Raw genomic sequence first — 17,741 nt, 5'->3', positions numbered from 1 at the left:
ATCGCAACCGGCGCCGGCGGCCCCGTTCATCGATACCTGAGAGTAGGTGGAGGTTCCGCCCGGTGTGCGGCTTCTATGAAGTGGTCGATGTCCTCCGAGCGTGCGCTCCTGAGAAACAGGGACGTCAGACGAAAGAGGTATCCGAGCATCCGCTCGACGTCTGAGCACGTTCTCACTACTTCAAGAGCGCCATCGGTGTTGCCAGCGCGAAGTTCCTCGAACACGGTGATCGCTTCGATCCAGGTGCCCTGCGGTTGTGCACTCTCGTTCATCATCAATCCTTTCGGTTGGGGCGCCGGACACCGAGTCGCGCTTGAAGTTCGGTACGCCGAATCTATAGTATTGGTGTACCGAATTACAAAAAGCACGGCGGGGAAACCTCAGAAGCCTCAACTGAGGTACGCGCAGAAGGCTTGGCAAAAAGAGTTTCTAGTTCTAGGAGGGCTGTAGTGGTGCATGGACCGCGGCCACAGACGACCTATCCGATCCGAGAGCTGCACGAGGGTGAATCGCCGGACCTGGTGTATTTCTCCAGCGTCTCGGAGAACACCCGTCGATTCGTCGATAAGCTCGACCGTCCTGCCGTACGCATACCGTTGCGCCCACGCTTGGAGGGCATGATTCGAGTGGCATGCCCCTTCGTCTTGGTCGTGCCGACTTACGGCGGCGGGGAACAGGCGGGTGCGGTTCCGAAGCAGGTGATCGCCTTCCTGAACGACCCGGACAACCGCGCTCTGCTGCGCGGGGTGATCACCGCGGGGAACACGAACTTCGGCGAGCATTACTGCCTGGCCGGGCCCATCATCTCGCGCAAGTGCCGCGTGCCCGAGCTCTACCGCTTCGAGCTGCTGGGCACACAGCGCGACATCGAAACCGTCAACAACGGCCTGGACCGCTTCTGGGACCAGGCCAACAACGAGAGGACAACCGCATGACCACCATCGCCTCAGAGGTTCCCGTGCGCACCGGCATCGGAGAGCGGAAAGACTACCACGCGCTCAATGCCGAACTGAACCTGTTCGCCCCCGACGGCTCGATCCAGTTCGACAAGGACCGTCAGGCCGCCGCCGAGTACCTCCGCCAGCATGTGGTCCCGAACACCAAGGTCTTCTCCTCGGCGGCCGAGCGCCTGGAGTGGCTAGTGGACCACGATTACTACGAGTCCGAATTCCTGGAAGCCTACACCCCGGAATTTCTATGCGCACTGCACGAGCGCGCCCATTCCGTGGGCCACCAGTTCGCCACTTTCTTGGGAGCCTTCAAATTCTTCACCTCGTATGCTCTGAAAACCTTCGACGGCACCACCTATCTCGAAGGGTTCGAAGAACGGGTGGTCGCTACCGCGCTCTACCTCGGTCAGGGCGACGAGCAACTGGCCACCGGGCTGGTCGACGAGATGCTCTCCGGTCGCTTCCAGCCCGCGACGCCGACGTTCCTCAACGCGGGGAAAGCCCAGCGCGGCGAACTGGTCTCCTGCTTCCTACTGCGCGTGGAAGACAACTTAGAGTCCATCGGTCGCAGCGTAAACTCCGCCTTGCAACTGTCCAAGCGCGGCGGGGGCGTGGCGCTGTTGCTGTCGAACCTGCGTGAGGTCGCTGCTCCGATCAAACGAATCGAGAACCAAGCCTCCGGCGTGGTGCCGGTGATGAAGATCCTCGAGGACTCGTTCTCCTACGCCAACCAGCTTGGCGCTAGGCAGGGCGCAGGCGCGGTCTACCTGCACGCCCACCACCCCGACATTCTTCGCTTCCTCGACACTAAGCGCGAGAACGCCGACGAGAAGATCCGCATCAAGACCCTCTCCCTGGGAGTCGTCATCCCTGATGTGACCTTCCAACTGGCCAAGGATAACCGGGACATGCACCTCTTCAGCCCCTACGACGTGCAGCGCGAATACGGTACGCCGTTGTCAGACCTGTCGGTGAGCGACCACTATGACGAGCTCGTGGCGAACCCGCGGATTCGAAAGAACGCGGTCAGCGCCCGAGAGTTCTTCAAGACCCTCGCCGAGCTCCAATTCGAGTCCGGATACCCCTACGTGCTCTTCGAAGACACCGTCAACCGTGCCAATCCGCTGGCAGGTCACATCAACATGTCCAACCTCTGCTCCGAGATCCTGCAGACCAACACGCCTTCGACCTACGACTCCGCTATCGGGTACCAGGAAATCGGCCAAGACATCTCCTGCAACCTCGGCTCACTCAACATCGCTCAGGCCATGAACTCCTCGAACCTGGGGTCGACCGTGGAAACCGCGGTGCGGGCACTGACCAGTGTCTCCGACCAGACTAACGTCGATGCCGTCCCGTCCGTGGCGAACGGGAACGAGACCAGCCACGCAATCGGACTGGGCCAGATGAACCTGCACGGCTACCTCGCCTCCCAGCGCATCCACTACGGCAGCGAAGAAGGCATTGACTTCACTGACATCTACTTCCTTACCATCACCTATCACGCGATCCGCGCATCGAATCAAATCGCGATTGAGCGCGGTAAGACCTTCGCCGGCTTCGAGGACTCGACCTACGCCGACGGCTCCTACTTCGACAAATACACCCAACATGACTGGCTGCCCGCCACTCAGCGGGTGCGCGAACTATTCGCAGACGCAGGCGTGACCATCCCTTCCCGCGAGGACTGGGTACGGCTGCGCGAGTCGGTGAAACAGCACGGAATCTACAACGCCTACCTGCAGGCCGTCCCGCCCACCGGTTCGATCTCGTATGTGAACAACGCGACCGCTTCGATCCACCCAGTCACGGCGAAGATCGAGATCCGCAAGGAGGGCAAGCTCGGCCGCGTCTACTACCCGGCCCCGCACATGAGTGATGACAACGTCGGCTTCTATCAAGACGCCTACGAGATCGGCTACGAGAAGATCATCGACACCTACGCCGCAGCAACCCGACACGTCGACCAGGGGCTCTCGCTCACCCTGTTCTTCCGCGACACTGCCACGACTCGCGACATCAACCGCGCTCAGATCTACGCGTGGCGCAAAGGCATCAAAACCCTCTACTACATCCGACTGCGCCAACCAGCACTCGAAGGTACCGAGATCGAGAACTGCGTCTCCTGCACACTCTGACCCAATCCAGCCCATACCTAAGGAACCCGCATGACGACCACTAACCCCACCTGCCCGCTCTCCGAGACCTCGGTTACCCCGCCCAAATACCGCCACGACCCATTGGCCAGGCTGCGACCGATCAATTGGAACCGCGTCGGCGACGAGAAAGACCTCGAGGTATGGAACCGGCTCACCGCGAACTTCTGGCTACCCGAGAAGGTGCCACTGTCCAACGACATCCCCGCCTGGCAGAGGCTCACCGAGAAGGAACGAACTCTCACTATGCGTGTCTTCACCGGGCTGACGATGCTTGACACGGTGCAAGCCACAGTCGGGGAGATCTGTCAGATCCAGGATGCTCGCACCGAACACGAAGAGGCCGTCTACACCAACATCGCGTTCATGCAGTCGGTGCACGCCCGGTCCTACTCTTCGGTGTTCTCCACCCTGACGAGCACTCCGGAGATCGACGACGCCTACCGGTGGGCCGTAAACAACGACCTGCTTCAGCAGCGGTGCAAAAAGGTACTGAAACACTACTACGGCAACGACCCGCTCAAACGGAAGGTCTCCTCTACTCTGCTGTCCTCGCTGCTGCTCTACGCAGGATTCTACCTGCCATTGCATTTCTCCGTGCACGCCACACTGACCAACACCGCAGACATGATCCGCCTCATCCTGCGGGATAAGGCCGTGCACGGCTACTACTCCGGCTACAAATATCAGCGAGGCATCGAGAATCAGGCATCTGAACGGCAGAACGAGATGCACGAGTTCACCTACGAGCTGCTTGAAGACCTCTACGAGCTAGAGCTCGCCTACTCAGGTGAACTGTACGAGCCGCTGGGGCTGATGGACGACGTGGCAGTGTTCGTACGCTACAACGCGAACAAGGCACTGATGAACCTCGGCTACCCTGCACGTTTCAGCCCGGGAGAGACCGAAGTCAATCCGGAAATCCTCGCCGCACTGGCACCAGGTGCTGATGAGAACCACGACTTCTTCTCCGGGTCCGGTTCCTCCTACGTCATCGGCAAGGGCGAAGACACCAGCGACGCCGACTGGGACTTCTGACTTTTGTCGCCCGACCATCCTCATCAACTATGAAAGGCCCCTTATGACCAAGAACATCTCCGTGATCATCGGCAGTCTGCGCCGCGGTTCCTACGCTCGCAAGATCGCCCACCAGGTCATCAGGTACTTCCCTGACGGCTACAACGTGCAGATCGTCGAAATCCGCGACCTGCCGCTCTACGACTTCGACTATGACGACCCCGACGTCTCCGACAAACCAACCCCAGAGGCGTACACGCACTTCAGGGAGACTATTAAAGCCTCCGACGGCGTGTTATTCGTAACCGCTGAGAACAACCGCACTATCCCAGCCTGCCTGAAGAACGCAATCGACATCGGCTCTAAGCCCAACAGTGACGTCGCGTGGAAGAACCTCCCGGCCGGGATCATCAGCCATTCCGTGGGCCGCATGGGCGGCTACAGTTCGCAGAAGAACCTCCGCCTGGCCCTGTCCTACTTCGACATGCCTACCCCTGGCCAACCGGAAGTGTTTCTCGGCCAGTCGCCGAGCTTGTTTGATGAGGACGGGGCTATCGCTGCTGAGACGACTGTGGAGTTCCTCCAGAACTACGTGCAACGGTTCACCGAGCTCGTTTACGCCCACCCGCGCGGGTGAAGGTAGATTCTGGCTCTGACGAGCTGGTACTCTCCACCGCCGTTGAAGACCTTTGTAGCCAGGAGGCCGTCGATAGTCCTCGCCACTCGTCGGGCCGGATCTGTCCCGGTAGTGGCGGTCCCGAACTTGATCGCACGGCGGGCAGAACCTTTCGGTCCGAGCAATTGCCTATTCACCTACTTCAGGAAGCGATCACCTATGCCTTTGCGCGCACAGCATATCCGCACTGCTTTCCTTGACTACTACCAGGGACGCGGTCATACCGTCATTCCACGCAGTGGCCTCGTGGCGGAAGAAGATGGCACCACCTTGTTTACCGGCAGCGGCATGCAACCGTTAATGCCATACCTACTGGGTGAGCCGCACCCTTCGGGTCTGCGGCTGGCGAACTGCCAACCAGCAGTACGGGCACAGGACATGGTTGAAGTCGGCGACAATCGACACACTTCGTTCTTCGAAATGCTAGGGAATTGGAGCCTCGGTGACTACTTCAAAGAGCAGCAGATCCGCTGGTTCTTCGATTTCTTGACCCGCATTGTCGGGTTGGATCCCCACCGTTTGTATGTCACCGTGTTCGGCGGCGATGTTTCGGCACGTGTCCCACGTGACGAGGAAGCGGCGCAGATCTGGAAGCAAGTGTTCGCCGACGCCGGAATTGAAGCCCAGGTCGCGGTGATCGGGACCCAATCCGACGGGGACGCCCGTGGCATCAGTCCCGGGGAACGCATCTTCTTCTATGGCGACGAGGAAAACTGGTGGAGCCGAGGTAAGGGGCTGGCTGGCACTCCGGTTGGGGACCCTTGTGGGCCCGACAGTGAAGTATTCTTCGACTTCGGCCCTGAGCACCACGACCCGACCCATGGTCTGCCACATCCGGCTAGCGAAAGTGGTCGATTCATGGAGATCGGGAACCAGGTGTTTATGCAATATCAACGCCAACCCGACGGCACCTTCACCCAGCTGACTCACCGCAATGTCGACTTTGGTGGCGGCTTGGAAAGGATCACTGCGGCTGCGAACGACGACCCGGACATATTCCAAATCAGTGCCCTTCGCCCTATCATCGAACACTTGGAGAAGCTCAGCGGCCGCTCATACCGGGACGCGACAGTTGGCATGCGTGTGATTGCCGACCACCTGCGTGCAGCAGTGTTCATGATCGTGGCCGGGGTGCGGCCGGCGAACAAAGAACGCGGGTATGTGCTGCGCCGACTGGTACGTCGGGCGATCCGGTATGGGCAGGCAATCGGAATTCAAAAGCTCTTTCTGCCCACCACAGTTTCGGTAATCACCGTCCTCTACAATGACAACTATCCGGAACTAGACACGCAGCACAAGACGATCATGACGGTTTTGGAGAAGGAAGAACGCGTGTTCCTGCGCACGCTTCGCAAGGGCTTGGAAGAACTCCACCGACGAGGCCCAACGGGGATGACTGGGAAGGATATCTTCACCTTGTATGACACGTTCGGGTTCCCCACCGAACTCGCGGTGGAGGAAGTACTCCATTCTGGTTACAGCCTCTGTCCGCAATGGAGGGACACCTTTGACCGATATATGCAGCAACAGCGCGCTCGGTCCCGAACAACCGTTTCGCGCAAAGGCCCCGTCCAATGACTGACCTCAGGTTGGCGGTTGAACGATTGACGAAACTTTAGGCTCTCAAGCACCGGGTTTGATGGAGAGTTCTCTAATCATCGGCTCGTGCACGAGCTACGCAGCCCGCGGCAGCGCACTGAAAAAGTCTGATCGGAACGCAGAGGGAGTCGCTACACCAAGTGCTCCGGTGAGGCCGGTACGTGTTGAACCAGTGCACCCGCTCCGCCGCGGCGAGCTCGACATCATCAATGCCTTTCCAGGCACCCTTGTTCCGGATGAGTTCGGCCTTATAGAGTGTGTTCAGCGTTTCGGTGAGGGCATTATCGTATGAATCGACTTTAGACCCGACAGAAGCGACGGCGTCTTGCCCAGCTAGGGCCTCGCCATATCGGATTGCGCGATACTGGGCGGTCCCAATGGTGCACCAGCCCGAACAGGTCGCCACCTGCACGTTTGCGCTGATAGATTCCCATCTGCAAAGCGTCGAGGGCCAACTCGGTTTGTAGCGACCGCGATACCTGCCAGCCGACGATCTCGCGGTTGAACACGTCGGCGACGAACGCGACATGGAATTGCTGACGGTTTAGTTGACTCCGGGGTTTACGCCGCCAGAGCGACAGCCTTGTGGTGAACAAGCGCGTATTCAACCGGAGTCAGTTTACCCAAACGCCGATGACGACCTCGCTCGAGAGGGACTGCACGGGTCGGTCAGCACCGTCAGTCTCCCACGGGTGTCCGCACAGGGGCCAAGCGTCAAGCCAAGAGGCGTAGCATCCCGCGTCGACGAGCCCGACTACGTCGATTGGTCTCTCGTTCTTCAAAGTATTCGCTGCCGTCTCGGTGGTCGAACGGTGCTCGATATCGACCGTGTTACCTTCCCTGCTGGGAGGGTGAGTGCGATCCGAGGCGTCAAAGGTGCCGGAAAATCGACACTGGCCCGAATTATCGCAGGCCTGCAGGCCTGCGGAGGCACTGTGTCAATGGGCGATCGATCACTGAGTCGGAAAAGAAGACTACGGCAGAGCGCGATCGTCATGCAGGACGTTCAACGACAGTTATTCACTGAAAGTGTGATGGCTGAGATCGAACTCGCGGACACTGGCGCAACCAACGCCCCTGATCTTCGCGAAGTACTCAGTGCTCTCGGCCTCACCGACCTCTCCCAACGCCACCCGCTCGCGCTCTCCGGGGGTCAACAACAGCGCCTGGTCGTCGCCGCCTGTGTTGCTGGCCGCCGCATTGTCGTCTTCGGCGAACCCAGCTCCGGCGTCGACCGTCGCCACCTTACTTCCATCGCCGAGGAGATCCGCGCAGTCGCCGCCGGTGCGGTGGTCCTGCTCATCAGCGACGATGAGTACCGGCTCGCCCTGGCCGCTGATGCCGAACTCACGTTATGTGCGCTCGATTGACTGACGATGGTGACATGGATCTGGTGCCGGCCACGAGGATCGATCTTGAGGCCTATCTTGCCGTGGTGAAAAACGGAAGCATCGGGGCCGCTGCGCAGGAGCTTTGCTTTTCCGGAGCTTCGGTGCCGGCGCGGATCGGCGTGCGTGAAGTGGTCAGTCACTATGCCACTTGCCGATAAATTTCGTGAACACGTTGGCCATACCCCGATCGATCGATGCTTTAACCAGTCCCATGGCAGAAACGCGCGGATATCTTGGTCAGATCCTCGTCGGCGCTCTTGCAGCTGTGTTGGGAACAGGGATCGTCGCTGGGGTTGTGGCGCTCAGTAGGGCACTGCTGTGGATCGAATTCCACCATGTTCCGCATTTCTTTGTTTCTGGAACCAGAAACACTGGCGCTCCAGCCTTTAAATCACCCTCAACCTTGTGTGTGGGTCAAAATCGATCGATCTTGACCGACAACGAATCGTACTCGGGTGAGTCCCATAGAGTGGTGGCATTCCCACCAGGGACTTCACCCCCAAAAATGTGAAGAACCATCGTGGGATCCCGCTAGTAGTTCCGCCAAGAACCTCACGAAAGGCATCCCACGATGGCTGACCCCAATTCTGCCGTGTCGACCCTGATCAACCAAGTCCTGACCGACCCTGACCTCGCCCACTCCGACGTGTTTAGGCAAATGCTCCAAGCTGGCCTCCAGGACCTCATCGAAGCCGAAGCCACCGCCACGATCGGTGCCGCCCGCTACGAACGCAGCGAAGACCGTTCAACACGCCGTAACGGGTCGCGGAAGAAGACCCTGGCAACTCCCTCGGGAGAAGTCGACCTGGCGATCCCGAAGCTACGGAAAGGCTCGTTCTTCCCGTCCCTGCTCAATCCCCGTCGGCGGGTCGATAAGGCCCTCTACGCCGTCATCTGCCAGGCCTGGATCGACGGAGTCTCGACGAGGAAGGTCGATGACCTTGTGCGTGCTTTGGGCAACGAGTCCGGGATCTCTCGGTCGACGGTGTCGCGGATCTGTGCCGACATCGACGAGGCAGTGGCCGAGTTCCTGGCCCGTCGACTCGATCACACGTGGTTTCCCTACCTCTTCGTCGACGCCACCTATGTCGATGTCCGCCACCGGGGTCGTGTCGTGTCTCAGGCCGTGGCTGTGGTCACGGGTGTCTCATCACAGGGCAGGCGGGAGATCCTGACCATGAGTGTCGGAGATGCCGAGTCCACGGACTTCTGGACACAGGTCCTGCGTGGGCTGCGTGAGCGGGGGTTGAAGGTGAGCACCGAGACTGATCCCGAAGGGGTCGCGCTGGTGATCTCTGATGCTCATTCGGGGATCAAGGCCGCGGTCAAAGCGATCCTGCCCGGTGCTGGGTGGCAGCGGTGTCGAGTCCACTTCGCTCGTAACGTCACTCAGCGCCTTGGCAGTGCGCACTCGAAGCCGGTCAACGCGTTGATCTCAACGATCTTCGCCCAGACCACAGCCGAGGCCGTCATTGCCCAGTACAAGCAAGTCGCTGAGAGTCTGCGGGCGTCGTTTCCCGACATCGCCGACATGCTCGAGTCCGCCGAGGTCGATTTGACGGCGTTCGTGTCCATGCCCAGGCAGCATTGGCAGAAGATCTGGTCGAATAACCCGATCGAGCGGTTGAACAGGGAGATCAAACGCCGTGCTGATGTCGTTCAGATCTTTCCGAACCGGGAGTCGGTGACTCGGTTGATCGGGGCCGTGTTGCAGGAACAGCACGAGGAATGGCAGTACGGTGAGAGACGCTATTTGTCGGAGATCTCGATGCGCAAACTCGTGACGGTGTTGCATGGGCAGACCGAGGTCGACCCGGTCGGGGTGGTGATGCCGCTGACCGCGTGATTCGTAGCCCGACCCCGCTGCTTAATACCAAGTTAAAGGAACTACCGAAGAACACCACGAAAAGGGACTTGACCTCGTACTCTTATTGCCTGCAAGATGCTTCGATGAGCGGCGGTCTATTGGCAGCGCTCATTCGCGACCATGAACCACCGCGCGCAGAGATTAACTCTCCCGTTTCACCCTCTGTTCGATTTCGCTGTTGTGCATTCGAGTGTGAAACAGTAAACAGTTGTTTGACTCTGATCTTCGCCAGGGCGACAGCAACGCTATCGCCCTGGCGAATACCAGCTTCCTATTTTTTGCTTCGCGCGCGCCACCCTAGGATCAGGTCTACAAGGATGAAGCCGATCAAGCTGACGCCGAGCACGGGCAGGAACCACGCCACGAACCCAGCAACCGCTACCACCGAGACGATTCCCCACCAGGGTGACCGTCGCAGCACGCCACGAGCCGGGGTCACCCCGAACTTGCGGTTGGTGTCGTGTTTGGGCCGGCGCTGCCACCACATCACATAACCCCACACCACCATGCACGCGATCCCTGAAGCCAGGGCAAAGAGAACAAGCTGGTTGGGCAGCCCGAACATGTTGCCCATGTGCGTGTCGATTCCCCACCGGGTGAGTTTCGCCCCGATGTTGAAGTCCTTGAAGTCGGTGCGATCGACAACCTCCATGGTGGTACCGTTGACCGCGACCGAGTCAACCTCGGTGGGGAAGCTGCGCTGAATCTCACTAACGACCCACGCCGAGTTCTCATCCTCGGGTGGCTTGATCTCCACGAGCCCGGTGTTGACATTGACATCCTGCGCGACCGAGAGCACAGAATCGAACGTTGCCGGATTCGGCCCATCCCCAACTGGTTCCGCTGGTGCTCCCCCACCATGATGGTGGGCATGTTCACCACCAGCAGGTGCGGAACCGTCGAGTGATGTGCTCACGGCCGGGGTCGTCCAGTCGATGGCTGTCTGGATCTTATTGACGCTCTCACCGCCGTATTGGGACCAGGTGATACCGGTCGCAGACAGGAACAGCATCCCGATCGCAGCCCACACACCGACAGAGGCATGCCAGGAGAACGTGCGGCGTAGGCCCTTGCGTTTGAAGCTCGGGTGGAGCATCTCCTTCGCCTTTCGCGTTTTCACTGCCCGCATCACCCATAGTCCGAGACCGGCCACGGCGATGATGCCCAACCAGGAAGCGGCGAGCTCACTGTAGAGACGACCCACATCGCCGAGGTGGAGACTGCGATGGAGCTGATCAAGCCACGTTCGCAGTGGCAAGGCTCCACTGGTGCCGTAGACAGTGAGATCTCCTCGGACTTCCGCGGTTGCCGGGTCGATGAAGATCGCTCGGCTCTCGCTTTCTCCAAGGGAGTCATCGGCATACATCACCCGCGTCGTGTCGCCTTCTTTCGGGGCCGGTCTCACTGCGGACAGTGTCGCGCCACCGCCGATGAATGCATTGGCTGCGTCAATCTGCTCGGCCAACGGAAGATACGTGTCGGCCTTCGGGGCGTAGAGTTCGTGTGCGTAAACGGCCTTCTCGATCTGGGGGCTGACCGCGTACAGGGCGCCACTGATCGCAGCGATGAGAATGAACGGTCCAACGAAGATACCGGCGTAGAAGTGCAGTCGTCTGAGGAACTGCCCGAACCACCCCCGGTGAGGTGGCGGTGAGGTCGGTGGAGACGATGGAGATTCAGCTGGTTCTGTGGTCAAGATAGTCATGTAATAGTCCTTTGAAAATCAGTCAGTCGAAGAGGGTGTCGCCGATGAATCCGTTCTCGTCACACCCGGGTGGAATGGCGAAGACGGCGGATCCGATCGGGGTCGTCCATTCGTTGAGAAGGTCGAGTTCGTCGAGGCGTTGCTGGATCGGAACGAACTGTGCAGTGGCATCGGCCTGGTAGGAGACGAACAGAAGCCCCGAGTTCGAGATCTTCCCGGGCTCCGGAGCGTCGTCGTAGTTGTAGGCGCGACGATGGATCCGTTGGGACCGATCCGGGGTTCTCGCCCTGGCCATATGGGAGAACTCGGGAATCACCGGGAAACCAACCGGGGTCAGAGCTGTGAAGTCAGGTTCGTCATGCTCGTTGACTCCCGTCAGCGGGGCACCATTCGCGAGATTGCGCCCTACTGACTGCTCCCGTCCAGGCCGGTCCAAGCGATCCCATTTGTCCAGATTCATCGCGATCCGTCGAATAACCATGCTGGTCCCACCAGTCATCCACCCATCCCGATTCCACACAAGTTCCTTGAAATCAGTGTCATCAGGTTGCGGGTTGACCGTTCCATCGACCTGCCCGAAGAGGTTACGCATCGTCGTCCCCGACTTCTCCGAACCCTGGGCGCGGCGAAACCCTCGTTGCACCCAACGCACGTCCGCACTGGAGCGGGTGTCCTTGAGAAGCATCCGCACAGCATGGGCAATGGTGAAAGGGTCATCAGCGTTGAACTGGAGTAACAAATCACCGTCACACCACCGGTCCTCAAGCTGGTCGATCCCGAATTCCGGTAACGAGCCCAACCATTCCGGCAGGGCCGCATCCCCAGCGACTCGGGCGACGAGATTCGGGCCGAATCCGAAGGTGACCGTCATCCGGGCCGGCACGGTTCCCAGTTCCGGTTCCGAATCGGCTAACGCTGGAACCCCTTGAGTCAGGCGCGCAGCGTCGTCGGTGATGGTCTTGAGCATCCGCGCCAGATCCTTCTTGGCCACGCCCTTCTTCAAGTTCAGTGCCACATACGTAGCATGGGCTTGAGGTTCTACGGTGATGCCGGACTGGTGGGCTCCGTAGAAGGGGATGCGGACCTCACCGTTAAGTGATGGTGATTCGTCTGTTCCGCTTGCTCGTGCCCGCCTGCTGGCGTAGTCGGCGCCGAGGGCGGCCAGACCGCCGGCCCCGGCAACGCCTCCCCCGATGAGGAGGCGTCGCCTAGACCAACCCGCACCCGGTTCAGCAGGAGTCATTTGCTCCCACCACTGTGGTCCATGTCTTCCATATCGTGTCCCTCGTGCTCACCGGCCTCGTCATCACCCGATTCGTAGTTCTCGTTCGCGCCCTCATAGTCCTTCACGGGCGCACTGAACTCGAGTGTCGAATCATCGGAGAACGTCAGGGTGAACTCCACCTCGTCACCTGCTTTAATCGGGTCGGTGAGGTCCATGAGCATGATGTGGTTCCCACCAGGTTCCAGTGCCAATGATTGGCCGGCAGTGATGGTGAATCCGTTCTCCTTTTCCCGCATCACCATCTCGCCGGATTCGTTCTCCACGGTTTCGTGGAGTTCAAGCGCGGTCGAGGCCTGGGATTCGGCCGAGACAACCGTCGCATCCGTCGATCCGGTGTTCTCGATGCTGCCGAAAGCCGCGGACATGCCATCGTCGGCGGCTTTGACCCACGCATCGGTAACCTCGACAGAGTCAGCGACAGGAGCAGACGTCTCCGTCGATTCAGCCTCGGCACCGCCACCGCAAGCGGAGAGGAGAAGGAGAGACGTTGAGACGATAGCGGTAGAAATCAGGGTGTGTTTACGCACGGTAGTGCCTTTCAAAGAGTAAAAGAAGTGGTCACGCAACGGTCAGTCGAGCGTTGCTGAAAACGGCTGATCAGTCGTTATGTCGCTGTTTCCTGGTGCGAGTGACGAAAGCGAAGATCCCGAAGGCCAACCCCATGCCGATGACCGCCACGAGAACGGGCCGCACCCAGGAGGGGAAGCTCGGCGCGTTGTCTGCACCCTCGGAGGCAGGTTGAGCGCTTTGACTCGGGGCCGAAGACTCAGCCGAGGTGTCTTCCGCGGAGGCCTTTGGGGCGTCGCCGACGGTGAATGGCACGACACCACTGATGGGGTGACCATCCGACGACACCACCCGCCAGGCCAGCGAATAGGCTGCGTCGGGCAGGTCCTCACTGATACCAGCGACAACACGAGTTCCCTCGAACTTCGCTTCATCGACCGAGTACTGCTTCCCGGCCGAATCGGTCAGGCGCAACTCAGCACCCATGGTCATCACTTCAGCGGAGTACTCGAGCGTCACCTCATCGGGTGAGGCATCGAGTTCTTCACTAGCGGTTGGGGTGCTGCTGATGAGCTGGTCGTGAGCGGCAGCTGGCCCTGATGGGACCCAGTGGATCGCCATGGCAGCGAAAACGGCAATGAGCAAGCAACCAATCACGGTCGTCGTGAAAATGGTACGAGTAGGACGAATCACGGGAGGACCTTCCAAGACAGAAACGATCTGATCGTGAGAAAGCTCCGAACCCACGTCTATACAACTCACATATACCAGGACGCGCCCCGTCAACCGAGACTCTTGGACACCAACAATCGAGTTTGGTGGCTGCAAGAGCACCGGGATAACGGTGAGGAAGAATCGCCCGCAAAATCAGCGGGAAGAAGTGAAAGTAGTGGGTTCAGAGCGCGAACACGGGCGGACCACGCCTGAGGACAGGTGAACGGTCGACGTTTTGAGAACCAACCACACGGGGCTGTGCGCACGCCCGGTCTACCCGAGCGATACCGGTGAAAACGACAGGGATCGATACTATGGCGACGATCAGTGACCAGATGAGACTGATGAGTTGGTTGATGTTTGCCAGGATTGTTTCGAATCGGTAGATCACGGCGATCGTGAGCATGGCTGCCAGTAGGTGTGAGGCCAGCATCGTCGGTGATGTCAGCGAGTGGTCCATGCCCGCGTGGCCGGATGGCATCATCGCGGAATCAGGCATGGAGTGCATCATATGGTGGCCTGAAGCCAGCGAATCGGCTGCGATCGACGACGGTTCTTGGCGCATATTTGGTCCGTGGCCGAGGACTGAGAACATCCAGTGAAACATTGCCTGGCTGGCTATGACCGACGCTGAAAGTCTCCACAATGAGAGGGACGATCGAGCTAGGAGCACGCACACGAATACGGACAAGGCAATGACGACCGTCATGCCGAAAACGTTTGGTGCCGACCCGCCGGCGATGATGTGGGATGCCAGAGCGGTAAACGATGCGAAGACGGCGGCACCAACACCCCTGAGGGTGCGTGTGCGTCTCGCATTCATCGACATGCCAGTATCTTCCCAGATTCACGGGTCCGCGGCCAGTTGGCGTGATCCGATAATTGTTCAGAAGCAGACCACCCTCCGATCGAGGCGCCGGAAACGAAGGTGCTGCGGCAGCTCGGTCTCGCCCACCCGTTACATTCATTGTCAAGCAGCAACTGGGGTCTTCGCTTCATAGAAGGACCCGGCCTTGACCATAGCGAACATTACATTCAGCCGGCGACGAGCCAGGCACATCACCGCAGCATCATGCCGCTTCCCCTCAGCCCGTTTCCGCTCGTAATACGCCTTCGATAACGGATCATGACACGACGCCACCCACGCTGAGTGGAACAGTGCGTTTGTCAACCGTTTGTTACCCGCCCTTGATGGGAACTCGCCCCGAATCGAAGTCCCCGACCGCCGCGTCACCGGCGCGACCCCGGCATACGCCGCCAAATGCCCGGCAGTCTTGAACGCAGAGAAATCACCGGCTGCCAGGAGGATCTGGGACGCGGTCTTAACGCCGACTCCCGGCATAGACGTTAAGCCTTGATCCACCGATGCGAGTAGCCGGATCAAGCCGCGCGTGAAATGGAAATGCCCCTTCTGAACTGGGAAAATGATGATGTTCGAAGTCAACATTCCCGTTCAAGAAAGGGGCACCTCTCAGGTGCTATTCAACCACACACCCGCGTCTGTGTCTCACTCCTTCGACGATGCGAACCTGACGGCCACTACCGGGCTCGTCCCGATCATGAGCCTCGCCCAGATGGCGGGCCTGCCAGACCTCGCCGAAGACCGTCTGACCGTGACCACCACCGGAGCCGACAAGGGCGCGAACCCGGCACCGAAACTGGCTACCCTGGTCGCGGGAATGGCTGCCGGGGCCGACTCGATCGATGACATGAACATCCTCCGCCACGGCGGCATGCAACACCTCTTCGATCGTGTCTACGCGCCCTCGACCCTGGGGTCGTTCCTGCGCTCGTTCGCCTTCGGCCACGTCCGGCAACTCGACGCGATCTCTTCCCGTTTCCTGACCAACCTCAACGAGCACACACCGCTGCTACCAGCCAGCGAAGACACTGGACAAGCGATGGTGTTCGTCGATGTCGACGACACCGTCATCGATGTCCACTCCGCGTCGAAGCAGGGAGCTGGATTCGGCTACCAAGGCAGTCGTGGCCTCAACGCACTGTTGGCGACCGCATCGACGGGCGACTCCGGCCAGATCATCGTCGGCCAGCGCCTGCGCAAGGGCTCAACCTCGTCAGCCCGGGGTGCTGACAAGTTCGTCGCCGACGCTCTGGCCACCACGACCCGAATCAACTCCGGCCTCCCAGCCCTGGTCAGGGCTGATTCGGCGTACTACTCCTCGACTGTGACCAAAGCCGCCCGGGATGCCGGGGCTGAAGTATCGATCACGGTCCGCATGGACAAGAAGGTCAAAGCAGCGATCGGAACAATCAGCGACGGCGCATGGACTGGCATCGAATACCCCGAAGCGATCTACGACGAAGAGACCAGGGCCTGGATTTCGAAGGCCGAAGTCGCCGAGGTCCCGTTCACCGCATTCACCTCGAAGAAGAAGTCCCTGCACGCCGCCGGCCGCTTGGTGGTCCGCCGCATCCCTGAACTCAACGAGACCAAACGCACTGCCGGGCAGGACCCATTGTTCGACTTGTTCCGCTATCACGCGTTCTTCACCACGGTGGACAAAGACCGTTTCGACACCGTCGCTGCTGATCACATCCACCGCAAGCACGCGATCATCGAGCAGATCAATGCGGAGCTGAAGAACGGTGCCCTGGCACATATGCCCTCTGGGGTGTTCAACGCCAACGCCGCCTGGGTAGCAGTCGCAGCGATCACACACAACCTGCTGCGGGCTGCTGCCGGACTCATCGGTGGACGGATGAGCAAAGTGCGCGCTCAGACGCTGCGGACACGGATCATCGGCATCCCGGCCCGGATTGCTCACCGGGCCAGGAAGCTGATTGTGCACCTGCCGAGACGGTGGCCGTGGGCGACGGAATTCGCACGACTCTGGCACGCGGCTCTGAGCCCACCTACACGATCATTGTCCTGACCGATTCGCTCCTGCTCGAGCACGACGCCGCAGGGTCTGGAGGAGACCCCGGGGAATCATCTATGTGGAAGAGACCGGTGAGAGACCGGGACACTACTTCCTGCCCTCGCGCCGCGTTCGCACTCGAACCCGAACGAACCGCCAAGAATCAACCGAATCGGTGGATCAAGGCTAAGACCTACTACTCGGTGTGCGGATAAAGCGAATGCCGAACTTCACCACCGCGGCGCAGACAAACCCAACTACTCCCAGGACCGCCGCAATGACACCAACCCACACCAATGCATCCTGCGCAGGACTGCTTTGCAGAGTTGTACCATCAACGAGAACGATGAACCCCGAGATAGCGATCCCGACCACAGCGGCACATGTGAGTCCCGCGAGTAGCAGGGCCGTCCCTATGGTGTTCAGCCGGCGCAGCTGGTCACGCCCTCTAGCCTCCCAAGGCCGCTGGTTCAAGACCGAGATAATGAAACTCGTGGCGATGAGTGTGAGAGCGACACCGAAGCCCAGGAGGATCCACATTGTTGAGAAGACTGCAAGGCCAGTGACAAAACCAGCTAGGAGTGCGAACAGGCCCGCAATGATCAGCACGACGGATAAGCGATCGCTACTCACGAATCTTGCTTTCTGGAAACCTGCCTGCGCATGAGATCGAGCATCTCTTTGCGGTCAGCTTCCTGCCGCTTGAGGTACTTGGTGATCCAGACAGTCGCAATTACGATGCCCGCTACGATGACGAGAAAGACAAACACTGGCAGAAGTGTCAGCAGCATGCCAAGGACGCCAAAGCTCGATTCGACGAATCCAAAGCCTTCCATATGCTCGATCCTTTCGGTGCATCTGCGGGCTCTGCCTCATTAGTTGAAAGCGATAAGGCTCATTCTATAGTGTGCGCAAACATCGCATGAGCACGATAGAAGAGGTGCATTGCCGAGATTCAGTGGCGCAACGCCGGGCAGTCAATCCGCTTTCGAAAC

At 59.6% G+C, this 17,741-nt stretch carries 16 protein-coding genes and 1 pseudogene; 9 read left to right on the top strand and 8 right to left on the bottom strand.

Annotated features, from left to right (window positions below; all coding sequences use genetic code 11):
• The first annotated feature begins 485 nt into the window (after positions 1-485).
• The 5 genes from nrdI (at position 486) to CXR25_RS05490 (ending at position 6,377) form a co-directional block, all read left to right on the top strand.
• Positions 486-935, top strand: a complete 450-nt coding sequence (nrdI, locus tag CXR25_RS05510) for a class Ib ribonucleoside-diphosphate reductase assembly flavoprotein NrdI (protein ID WP_151505493.1) — start codon at positions 486-488, stop codon at positions 933-935.
• Entirely contained in the window at positions 932-3,088 is a 2,157-nt protein-coding gene (nrdE, locus tag CXR25_RS05505) for a class 1b ribonucleoside-diphosphate reductase subunit alpha (protein ID WP_069599732.1), read from the top strand. The genes nrdI and nrdE overlap by 4 nt, the downstream gene beginning before the upstream one ends.
• A 30-nt stretch (positions 3,089-3,118) precedes the next feature.
• Positions 3,119-4,144, top strand: coding sequence for a class 1b ribonucleoside-diphosphate reductase subunit beta (gene nrdF, locus CXR25_RS05500; protein ID WP_083248685.1), 1,026 nt, complete (start codon positions 3,119-3,121; stop codon positions 4,142-4,144).
• A 43-nt stretch (positions 4,145-4,187) separates the two neighbouring features.
• A complete protein-coding gene (locus tag CXR25_RS05495; RefSeq protein ID WP_069599731.1) occupies positions 4,188-4,760 on the top strand; it encodes an NADPH-dependent FMN reductase in 573 nt (190 codons plus the stop codon).
• Positions 4,761-4,958: 198 nt separating this feature from the next.
• Positions 4,959-6,377: an alanine--tRNA ligase-related protein gene (locus CXR25_RS05490; protein WP_205676751.1), complete on the top strand. Its 1,419-nt coding sequence runs from the start codon at positions 4,959-4,961 to the stop codon at positions 6,375-6,377.
• A gap of 73 nt (positions 6,378-6,450) precedes the next feature.
• Here the strand turns inward: CXR25_RS05490 and CXR25_RS19340 are convergent, their stop codons facing one another.
• Positions 6,451-6,927: an integrase core domain-containing protein gene (locus CXR25_RS19340; protein WP_096158426.1), complete on the bottom strand. Its 477-nt coding sequence runs from the start codon at positions 6,925-6,927 to the stop codon at positions 6,451-6,453.
• Between the two features lie 163 nt (positions 6,928-7,090).
• Here CXR25_RS19340 and CXR25_RS18790 point away from each other — a divergent pair, with 163 nt between their 5' ends.
• The 3 genes from CXR25_RS18790 (at position 7,091) to CXR25_RS05470 (ending at position 9,635) form a co-directional block, all read left to right on the top strand.
• Positions 7,091-7,768, top strand: a complete 678-nt coding sequence (locus CXR25_RS18790) for an ATP-binding cassette domain-containing protein (RefSeq protein WP_308298045.1) — start codon at positions 7,091-7,093, stop codon at positions 7,766-7,768.
• 14 nt (positions 7,769-7,782) lie between these two features.
• Positions 7,783-7,947 (top strand): helix-turn-helix domain-containing protein, encoded by a 165-nt coding sequence (locus tag CXR25_RS05475; protein ID WP_113717727.1) that lies wholly within the window; start codon positions 7,783-7,785, stop codon positions 7,945-7,947.
• A 413-nt stretch (positions 7,948-8,360) separates the two neighbouring features.
• On the top strand, positions 8,361-9,635 hold the full coding sequence (locus tag CXR25_RS05470) for an IS256-like element ISBli2 family transposase (RefSeq protein ID WP_009882371.1): 1,275 nt from the start codon (positions 8,361-8,363) through the stop codon (positions 9,633-9,635).
• A gap of 292 nt (positions 9,636-9,927) precedes the next feature.
• Here CXR25_RS05470 and CXR25_RS05465 read toward each other — a convergent pair whose 3' ends face one another.
• The 6 genes and pseudogenes from CXR25_RS05465 to CXR25_RS05440 form a co-directional block, all read right to left on the bottom strand.
• Complete coding sequence (locus tag CXR25_RS05465) at positions 9,928-11,361, bottom strand: PepSY-associated TM helix domain-containing protein (protein WP_069599729.1); 1,434 nt, start codon at positions 11,359-11,361, stop codon at positions 9,928-9,930.
• A gap of 22 nt (positions 11,362-11,383) precedes the next feature.
• Positions 11,384-12,604, bottom strand: a complete 1,221-nt coding sequence (locus tag CXR25_RS05460) for a Dyp-type peroxidase (protein ID WP_069599728.1) — start codon at positions 12,602-12,604, stop codon at positions 11,384-11,386.
• Positions 12,601-13,173 (bottom strand): copper chaperone PCu(A)C, encoded by a 573-nt coding sequence (locus CXR25_RS05455; protein ID WP_180959285.1) that lies wholly within the window; start codon positions 13,171-13,173, stop codon positions 12,601-12,603. Before CXR25_RS05455 ends, CXR25_RS05460 begins: the two co-directional genes overlap by 4 nt.
• A 70-nt stretch (positions 13,174-13,243) precedes the next feature.
• Positions 13,244-13,798, bottom strand: a complete 555-nt coding sequence (locus CXR25_RS05450; protein ID WP_083248683.1) for a copper resistance CopC family protein — start codon at positions 13,796-13,798, stop codon at positions 13,244-13,246.
• Between the two features lie 250 nt (positions 13,799-14,048).
• The gene (locus CXR25_RS05445; RefSeq protein WP_125178027.1) at positions 14,049-14,366 is read right to left on the bottom strand and encodes a hypothetical protein; all 318 of its coding nucleotides are present in this window, start codon (positions 14,364-14,366) and stop codon (positions 14,049-14,051) included.
• A 471-nt stretch (positions 14,367-14,837) separates the two neighbouring features.
• Positions 14,838-15,218 (bottom strand): annotated as a pseudogene (locus tag CXR25_RS05440) (transposase); the annotation flags it as partial.
• A gap of 151 nt (positions 15,219-15,369) precedes the next feature.
• Between CXR25_RS05440 and CXR25_RS05435 the strand changes: the two are divergent.
• Positions 15,370-16,761 carry an IS1380-like element ISBli4 family transposase gene (locus tag CXR25_RS05435; protein WP_035279248.1) on the top strand — a complete coding sequence of 464 codons (1,392 nt, stop codon included), beginning with the start codon at positions 15,370-15,372 and terminating at the stop codon, positions 16,759-16,761.
• Between the two features lie 614 nt (positions 16,762-17,375).
• Here CXR25_RS05435 and CXR25_RS05425 read toward each other — a convergent pair.
• On the bottom strand, positions 17,376-17,582 hold the full coding sequence (locus CXR25_RS05425; protein ID WP_069599747.1) for a hypothetical protein: 207 nt from the start codon (positions 17,580-17,582) through the stop codon (positions 17,376-17,378).
• Positions 17,583-17,741: the final 159 nt, after the last annotated feature.

The sequence above is a fragment of the Brevibacterium aurantiacum genome (assembly GCF_003932995.1).
GTDB lineage: Bacteria > Actinomycetota > Actinomycetes > Actinomycetales > Brevibacteriaceae > Brevibacterium > Brevibacterium aurantiacum.
The sequence above is the reverse complement of the archived record's forward strand: the minus strand, read 5'-3'. Positions and strand labels throughout refer to the sequence as shown.

Coding starts and splice junctions, on each gene's coding strand:
- CXR25_RS05470 (WP_009882371.1), top strand. CDS start 8,361: ATGGCTGACCCCAATTCTGCCGTGTCGACCCTGATCAACCAAGTCCTG.
- CXR25_RS05445 (WP_125178027.1), bottom strand. CDS start 14,366: ATGCCTGATTCCGCGATGATGCCATCCGGCCACGCGGGCATGGACCAC.
- nrdF (WP_083248685.1), top strand. CDS start 3,119: ATGACGACCACTAACCCCACCTGCCCGCTCTCCGAGACCTCGGTTACC.
- CXR25_RS05490 (WP_205676751.1), top strand. CDS start 4,959: ATGCCTTTGCGCGCACAGCATATCCGCACTGCTTTCCTTGACTACTAC.
- CXR25_RS19340 (WP_096158426.1), bottom strand. CDS start 6,927: ATGTCGCGTTCGTCGCCGACGTGTTCAACCGCGAGATCGTCGGCTGGC.
- CXR25_RS05465 (WP_069599729.1), bottom strand. CDS start 11,361: ATGACTATCTTGACCACAGAACCAGCTGAATCTCCATCGTCTCCACCG.
- CXR25_RS05425 (WP_069599747.1), bottom strand. CDS start 17,582: ATGGAAGGCTTTGGATTCGTCGAATCGAGCTTTGGCGTCCTTGGCATG.
- CXR25_RS05475 (WP_113717727.1), top strand. CDS start 7,783: ATGGATCTGGTGCCGGCCACGAGGATCGATCTTGAGGCCTATCTTGCC.
- nrdE (WP_069599732.1), top strand. CDS start 932: ATGACCACCATCGCCTCAGAGGTTCCCGTGCGCACCGGCATCGGAGAG.
- CXR25_RS05495 (WP_069599731.1), top strand. CDS start 4,188: ATGACCAAGAACATCTCCGTGATCATCGGCAGTCTGCGCCGCGGTTCC.
- CXR25_RS05460 (WP_069599728.1), bottom strand. CDS start 12,604: ATGACTCCTGCTGAACCGGGTGCGGGTTGGTCTAGGCGACGCCTCCTC.